This is a genomic window from Aeromonas sp. HMWF016, from assembly GCF_963878195.1.
GTDB lineage: Bacteria > Pseudomonadota > Gammaproteobacteria > Enterobacterales > Aeromonadaceae > Aeromonas > Aeromonas lacus.
On sequence record NZ_CAWNWX010000065.1, the window covers coordinates 87056 to 94750 of the forward strand.

Here is a 7695-nt window from a genome sequence, read left to right on the forward strand (position 1 = left end):
TTTTTTATAAAGTAAAAAATCGTGAAACTAAATTACATAAATTACTTTCACTTTTTGCTGCTTTGCTGTACAGTTGTCTGCGTAGGGTACAGAGGTAAGATGTTCTATCTTTCAGACCTTTTATTTCACGTAATTGAATGTGGCTGAATAGCGGCCCCGATGAGTTTCTCGTCGGGGTGTTTTTTTATGCGCAGCATTTAGAGCAAAAGCTTTAAATTGTCGATGCATTTGCTAAAATGGGGTCGATTCTTGAGGTACACCGGTCGTCTGGTGCTCGAGATTCAGCTTCTTCCCAATTTTTGAACTTATTGTTTAAGGCTGGATGGCAGAACTGTCGTCCGGCCTCATTTTTATCCCTTCTCTGCCAGACCTGTAATTAAATTTCATTTTTGGTTGTTTTTGGTGATTTTCATCCCCTATATGGGGGCAGATATGAAAACGATATCAAAAACATGAAAGGTTAATTCTTGTCGAGAATTAATTTCCTATCTATATGAATTTCAACCACTAACTCGCTCTTGCCAAGAGTGATATCTGATGTGTTGGCTGGATTGTGAGGGCTGTAGGGATCTGAAAGTCTTTCAATCAGCGGAGGGGGACTCCGCCAATTGCGAGACTAGCGAGGAGTGGATCACTCCCCGGCGGGTTCTTGCTCATCCGTTGCGATGTGAGAGTCATCGGCTCCGGCGACATACCAGTTGGTCAGGGTCTGGGCCAGTTTTTCTACCCCGATATTGCTGAGGGAAGAGAAGGCTTCAACCTGGATCTGGGAACCCAGACTGGCGACGGCCTGGCGCACCTTGATCACCTGATTGTTGCGCGGGCCAGGGCTCAGCTTGTCGGCCTTGGTCAGCAGCAGCATAACCGGCAGTTCGCGATGAGCGCTCCACTCCAGCATGTTCATATCGGTATCTTTGAGCGGATGACGGATATCCATCAGGATTACCAGCCCTTTCAATGACTCACGACGCTGCAGGTATTCTGCCAGTGACTTTTGCCACTTGAGCTTCATTTCCAGTGGAACCTGGGCATAACCATAGCCCGGCAGGTCGACCAGACGTTTGCCCGGTTCCAGCTCAAACAGGTTGATGAGCTGGGTGCGGCCGGGGGTTTTACTGGTTCGAGCCAGGTTCTTGTGTTTGGTTAACGTGTTCAATGCAGATGACTTACCGGCGTTGGAACGGCCAGCAAACGCAATCTCGACACCCCCATCATTCGGCAGGTGGCGGATGTCGGGTGCGCTGGTCACAAAATGCACCTTATTGAAATTGAGAGTTTGTGTATCCAACGTAAATTCCCCATGGAGATAGAGGGTTATAGAGTTACTTTTTTGTAAAAAGGTGTAAAATGGCGTCGCTTAAACGCGTTTATTTTAACATGCCTTCAGCGGCATGGGATCTGGAAGCCTAATAACTAAAAGTTGGAACGCCATGAAGAACCTAGTCATTACTCTTGCTCTGATGGTTGGCGTAACGGGGATGGCACAAGCCAAAGGCGATGCCGCTGCGGGACAGGCCAAGGCTGCAGTTTGTGCGGCTTGTCATGGACCGGACGGAAACAGCCTGATTGATATGTACCCCAAAATTGCTGGTCAGCACGCATCATATATCAAAAAGCAGTTGGTTGAACTGAAGGCTGCCGCTTCTGGCCAAATTGGTCGGGTTGCGCCCGTTATGGGGCCGATGGCTCTGCCTTTGTCGGATCAGGACATGGATGACCTGGCGGCTTACTTCTCCAGCCAGAAAGTGACTCCGGTGGCCGTTCCTGATGACGTTGTTGCTGCAGGCAAGGCGCTTTATATGGGTGGCGACATGAGTCGCGGCCTGCCAGCCTGTACTGCTTGCCACGGACCGCGAGGTTCCGGGGTTGAGCAGGCCAAATATCCCAGTCTCTCCGGGCAGCACCCTGCCTATATCAAAGCGCAGCTGACCGGTTTCCGTGCCGGTACTCGGGACAACGACCCGAATGGCATGATGCGCGACGTTGCCAAGAAGCTGACTGATCAGGATATCGATGTGTTGTCCAAGTATGTTGCCGGACTGCACTAAGCTGATTGCGTTACCTGCAATTGATGAGAAACGGGGAGCTTGGGCTCCTCGTTGTTTTTATGGTTTCCACGTCATTCTCGGTTTAATCCTCTCGTTATGTAAGAGATCCTCCATTTTCGCAGCAGGCCAAGGCTCATAGATTTGTATAAAATTTTAAATAAATTATATTTATCAATCTGTTATGCTTTTCTTGCGGTTTTCTGCGGTATTGGGATCTATTCAGGTAGATTGAGCGCCTTTATAGAGCTGATACATTAAGTTCAATGGATTTATCCACGGAATGGATAGTGGTTTCACAGTGGGATGCTGTGAGCACAGGATGTTTGGCATGGCGGGATGCCATGGGTTCGCAAGAACTGGCAAGGGATTGAAATATCAGGATGGTGACCATCTCCGGAGCGGGATGGGGTTGCGGGATGCAGGCTCCCCGGCACGATGGCAGGATGCGGTCGGAGCGGGTCAAACAGGCACACGCACATTCAGGAACGACCACAAGAAGGTCAGGATGACCATATAAAGATATGATGTGGCAACAAGTCGTCATGGACGGGACAAAACAGACTGTTTTGCCATTCAGGATGATCCTCACACAGACATATCAAGGCAGCTTCGGCTGCCTTTTTTCTTATTGGGTCATTAACCCGATCAGCCTTTCTGTGTCAAAATACCAGCAATATGCCCAGAGGATACCGATCCTGCGGTGTTCAGTGGCCCTAAAGGGCCGGATTGATGCGGGATCCTGCTGATGTTCCGGTTTCACTGTTCCCCAGAATTGCATCCCGCCGGGTGAGATCATCCCGGAGTCGGGCTCAATCCAGTTATTTTTCGGAGTTATCCATTCATGTCTGCCAAACAACCCAATCGCAAGCCTGCTGGCAAGCGCAAAGAATCAGAAGCCAGTGCTCAGGAAGGTCGTGAGCGGAAACGTGCGGCCAAGCGCAAGGGCTTGAAAGCGGGCTCTCGCCAGCAAGTCGAGCAGCAGAAAGGCAAGTCAGCCGGCAAACAGGCCAAGGATCCGCGTATCGGCTCACGCAAGCCGGTCGCTCTGATTGTTGAAGAGAAGGGCGCCAAGTCCACCGTATCCAAGGCGGTAAAAGAGAAGAAGCTGGTGATGACTCCGGAACAGGAGCTGGCATCCATCGAGAATGATGACCGTCTCAATGATCTGCTGGATCGTCTCGATGCCGGTGAAACTCTGGAGGCGGCCGAGCAGGCCTGGGTTGACCAGCGGGTTGATCGTTATCAGGAGCTGATGGATGAGCTCGGCATCATCGACAACGACGATGATGAAGAGGCTGACGAAGCCTTCGAGGAGAGCGACTATGAAGAGTCGTTCCAGCCGGCTTCTGAAGATGAGCTGTGGGATCGCTTTACTCAGGTCGATTATCAGCCCGAGACCAAGCCTGAGCCGAAGAAGAAGTGATGAGTGGATGGATGCTGGCCGCCCTGTCGGGCGGCCTGATTTTGTCCGGGCTGGCCATTTATGCAGGTATGCTGCTGGCTAGACTCCGACGCCAGCAGGCGATGCAGTGGCAGGCCATTGCAGCTCGCAATGAACGAATCCTGGAGAGCGTGCGGGTCATTGCCCATGCGGTGCAGGAGGGGCAGTGCGACTACTCCGAAGGAGCCATTCGGCTGACCAATCTGCTGGATGCGCTGCAGATCAAGGATGGGCGCCCTTTTGCCAGCGAATTTCCCGGTCTCTACGGGTTATACGAGAAGGTGAAGGATATGCCGACCCATGAGGCGCGGCGTGCACTCAAGCGCAATGAAGTGATGAAGATGGATTTCGAGCTCAGCGGTTATGAGGCCGAGCTGGAAGCCCAGATCCTCAAGGATGTGGCACAACTGAAGGATTTTCAGTTAAGCCGATAAGCCATTGATAACAAAAAGAGAGGAAGCGAGCGTGCAAGCAGGACAGATTGTGTGGGATCAGGCCCTGATCGAAAAATATAACTACAGCGGCCCGAGATATACCTCCTATCCCACGGCACTGGAGTTCAACGAGAACTTCGGTTACCCGGATTTTGTTCGCGCTGCCGGGCAGTACCCCGAGCGTCATCTTTCTCTCTACGTTCACATCCCCTTCTGCCACAAACTTTGTTACTACTGTGGCTGCAACAAGGTCATAACCCGTCATCAGCACAAGGCTGACGAGTATCTCGACTATCTCGAACGGGAGATCAAGGCGCAGGCTCCGCTATTCAAACAGCGGCTGGTGACCCAGCTGCACTGGGGCGGTGGCACTCCTACCTATCTCAATGAAAGCCAGACCCGGCGTCTGATGGCCATGCTGCGTGAGCACTTCCATTTTGCCGATGAGGGCGAATTCAGTATCGAAGTCGATCCGCGCGAGATAGAACTTTCGATGCTGGATGTGTTGCGAGAAGTCGGTTTTAACCGTATCAGCCTCGGCGTACAGGACTTCAACAAGGATGTGCAGGTCGCCGTAAATCGCGAGCAGGATAACAACTTCATTCGCGCCATGCTGGAACGAGCTAGAGAGTTGGGCTTTCGTTCAACCAACCTTGACCTTATCTATGGTCTGCCGCATCAGAACAGGGAGAGCTTCCACCATACGCTGGAAGAGGTGCTCAAAACAGATCCAGCGCGCCTCTCCATCTTCAACTATGCCCATCTACCCAGCCGCTTTGCTGCGCAGCGCAAGCTGAAGGAAGAGGATATGCCTGCTCCGCAGGAGAAGCTGGCTATGTTGCAGGGGACTATCGCGTTCCTTACCGGTCGCGGTTACCAGTTCATCGGCATGGATCACTTTGCCAAGCCGGATGATGAGCTGGCTGTGGCACAACGCGAAGGCAGGCTGCATCGCAACTTCCAGGGCTATACCACCCAGGGGGATTGTGATCTGCTTGGGCTGGGCGTCTCCTCCATCAGCATGATCGGCGATGCCTATTCGCAGAATCAGAAAGAGCTCAAAACCTATTACGCTCAGGTTGAGGAGTTGGGGCATGCGCAATGGAAAGGGTGCTCGCTCAATCAGGATGACCTGATCCGTCGTGAAGTGATCAAGCGGCTTATCTGCGACTTTCGTTTGAACTTCGCCACCATTGAGCAGACATTTGGCTTGGATTTCAAAGAGTACTTCGCCGAGGATCTCAAGCTGCTACAGACCTTTATCGACGATGGGCTGGTGCGTATGACGGATGCCGGGCTTGAGGTATCTTCCACAGGGCAGCTGTTGATCCGAAATATCTGCATGTGCTTCGACGTCTACCTGCGCAACAAGGCTCGCCAGCAGCAGTTCTCTCGCGTGATATAAGGTTTGCTTGCCGGTCAGAAAACAGAAAAGGGCGCCATCAGTGGCGCCCTTTTCATATGTAGTGTGCTTGAACTGTGACTCTGGAAGGTCTTGGCAAGAGGGCGCGGCGGTGGGACAAGCGATTGGCCGGTGAAACGCAGATAAAAAGATGGGGGCGACTTGCGTCGCCCCCGGTAGTCGTATCGCTCATATCCTTGAACGAAGTTGCTCCCTGCAATCCCTGACTTTTTACCTCTTCCTTTAGGTTTCCCCTTCCCAATCCTTTGGGGTGTCCTTTAGCCATCTTGGCCTGACGAGTCATCCTTTCCCGTCGCACTTTCTCCGTCCTGGGAGGTGTCCTTTGCCACGTCCTGTGACTAGTCCATTTGCCCAACCCTGGCAGCCAGTCTTCCTGACCGACTTCATTGCGTCCGTGCATGAGTAACTATAAGGATTTTCCGAGAGGCGACAATGGCAAGCTGGAAAACGTTTTTGTGTTGATAGTTAACGAAAGTAATCTCTTTCGATTTATTTGATATAAAACATTATGTTATTAAAGTTTACTGCTGTTTTTAAGACGCTATCTTCCGATTATTTCGAGAATATTTTGAGCGAATTGCTCACATATTTAATGGCTGATCTCTTACGCGGCATTATGGTTGCTTTAGAAACAAATATGTCGTCCTGATGGTGGTGTCTTTCACCAGCAGGAAAAGGGGAATTTGGGCAAGAAAAGGCGGGGTCAGAAGCGCTGATTGAGGCGCTCGTAGATGGTCTGACGCTCTTCCGGAGTGAGCGAAGAGAAGTAGTGGGTAAAGAGGCGCAGCAGCAGGGATTTGTTCATGCCGTCCTGTTGGGTCAGATTACCCAGCTCATCGATGGCGACGGTACTCATGGAAAAGGTCGCCTTCTTGTAACTGGGCTTGAGGTGTTCACCGCTCTCGATGAAGGCCAGTGCCGTCAGGGCTTCATCCCGGTGCAGGCTCAGCTCCAGACTGACCACCTTGGGCTTGCCTTTGGCGTAGAACTCCGCATCTTCGATAAACTCGTCGACGGTAAAGTTCTTCTGGTGGTGCAACTGGTGCTTCTTCTTCAGATCGGCCAGACCCATCTCACACCCCCACTTGCAGGAACTCTTTAGCAATGGCTCGGATCTCTTCGGCGGATTTGCCATCCGGCTCGATCTCCATCACCGACAACCCCTTCTCCTCGCTGTCGTCGTAGACGTTGCGGCCATAGGTGATGGCATTAAGCACATCTACCCCAAAGGAGGAGCAAACCTCTTTCGCTTCCAGAATCCGTTTCACCTGATTGGGCAGGGAAGGGCACTGGGTCAGCACCACAGCCGCATTGAGCGTCGGGTTGACCATCTTGCAGGTGGTGATGAGATCTTCCATGTGGGGCAGGGTCTTGAGATCCCGGCGTTTGGGGCGCAGCGGTATAAGAGCGTGGGTGGCGACTGCCATGGTAGAACGTAGCGCCCGGTTGTCTTGACCACCACAGTCGACGATGACGTAGTCGTAGCGGTTTTTCAGGCTGAGCAGGTCGTTGCGGATATTGCCGTAGAGCTGGACGCAGTTGATTTGTGGCAGTTCCGGATTGTCGTTGCGCTCCTGGATCCAGTCGGAGGTGGTGCGCTGGGGATCGCAGTCGACCAGCAAAACTTCCCCCTGAAACTGGGATCTGAGGTAGACCGCCAGATTTTGCGCCAGGCAGCTCTTGCCACTCCCTCCTTTTTCTCCGCCCACCAACAAGATCATGACGTTCCCCTATCCATGAGAAAACCGCTGTTTTCAGTATAGGAGGGGCTGCTCTCATAACAAGGCAGGAGGTGGTTTGCCTCCCGCCCAATCTATTAGTAGTGCTGACTACCGCCGCTGGAGCGGCACACATAGTCGGGTACCAGCGTCTGGGGGGCCTTGTCGACATGGCATACCACCATGGGCACGGCCGGGGCTCCTTCGGCCTGCGTGAGGCTGGGTACGAGAGGCAGCAACAGGGTTGCGAACAGCAGCATGGACTTCATTTTCATAACAACTCCTTGGTAACACCATTCATACGTGATCTGGATCACTTTTTGAGTTAAGCCGAGGTTCGACCCAGCGCAAGGAAGAGCGAATAAATTCTGGCAATGAAAAAACTCTCAAAAGGAACCTGATGTCAGGCTCTGAATGTCTGGCGGCCAAGATGCTGACTTTTTGCATATTAATGAACAGCAGATAAACGATGGGGAGTGATATAAGCCGCAGTGCGACCACGCTGGCGTGAATGCCATGATCTGGGACAAGAAAACAATTATGCAGAGCGAGAAATGGGGGTGACTTTTTATTTATTGGATAGGGGAGGTTAGAGGGTGACATTATTCATTTAAATGCATAGTAAATTCAT

Annotated in this window: 8 protein-coding genes; 4 read left to right on the plus strand and 4 right to left on the minus strand. The window is 52.0% G+C overall.

Annotated elements, in window-relative coordinates:
• Positions 1–631 precede the first annotated feature (631 nt).
• A complete protein-coding gene (yihA, locus tag AACS24_RS09725) occupies positions 632–1288 on the minus strand; it encodes a ribosome biogenesis GTP-binding protein YihA/YsxC (RefSeq protein WP_108573409.1) in 657 nt (218 codons plus the stop codon).
• A gap of 142 nt (positions 1289–1430) precedes the next feature.
• Here yihA and AACS24_RS09730 point away from each other — a divergent pair, with 142 nt between their 5' ends.
• The 4 genes from AACS24_RS09730 to hemN all read left to right on the plus strand — a co-directional run bounded on the left by AACS24_RS09730 (position 1431) and on the right by hemN (position 5328).
• Positions 1431–2048, plus strand: a complete 618-nt coding sequence (locus AACS24_RS09730) for a c-type cytochrome (protein ID WP_033114784.1) — start codon at positions 1431–1433, stop codon at positions 2046–2048.
• An 841-nt stretch (positions 2049–2889) separates the two neighbouring features.
• Positions 2890–3471 carry a Der GTPase-activating protein YihI gene (yihI, locus tag AACS24_RS09735; protein WP_108573413.1) on the plus strand — a complete coding sequence of 194 codons (582 nt, stop codon included), beginning with the start codon at positions 2890–2892 and terminating at the stop codon, positions 3469–3471.
• An 11-nt stretch (positions 3472–3482) separates the two neighbouring features.
• Positions 3483–3923, plus strand: a complete 441-nt coding sequence (locus AACS24_RS09740) for a DUF2489 domain-containing protein (RefSeq protein WP_108573415.1) — start codon at positions 3483–3485, stop codon at positions 3921–3923.
• A gap of 31 nt (positions 3924–3954) precedes the next feature.
• Positions 3955–5328 (plus strand): oxygen-independent coproporphyrinogen III oxidase, encoded by a 1374-nt coding sequence (gene hemN / locus AACS24_RS09745; protein WP_108573417.1) that lies wholly within the window; start codon positions 3955–3957, stop codon positions 5326–5328.
• A 721-nt stretch (positions 5329–6049) separates the two neighbouring features.
• On the opposite strand, the gene AACS24_RS09750 is transcribed toward hemN, so the two are convergent.
• The 3 genes from AACS24_RS09750 to AACS24_RS09760 all read right to left on the minus strand — a co-directional run bounded on the left by AACS24_RS09750 (position 6050) and on the right by AACS24_RS09760 (position 7339).
• Positions 6050–6418: a CopG family transcriptional regulator gene (locus tag AACS24_RS09750; RefSeq protein ID WP_108573419.1), complete on the minus strand. Its 369-nt coding sequence runs from the start codon at positions 6416–6418 to the stop codon at positions 6050–6052.
• A gap of 1 nt (position 6419) precedes the next feature.
• A complete protein-coding gene (locus AACS24_RS09755; protein ID WP_033114791.1) occupies positions 6420–7067 on the minus strand; it encodes an AAA family ATPase in 648 nt (215 codons plus the stop codon).
• A 95-nt stretch (positions 7068–7162) separates the two neighbouring features.
• A complete protein-coding gene (locus AACS24_RS09760; protein ID WP_181364361.1) occupies positions 7163–7339 on the minus strand; it encodes a hypothetical protein in 177 nt (58 codons plus the stop codon).
• Positions 7340–7695: the final 356 nt, after the last annotated feature.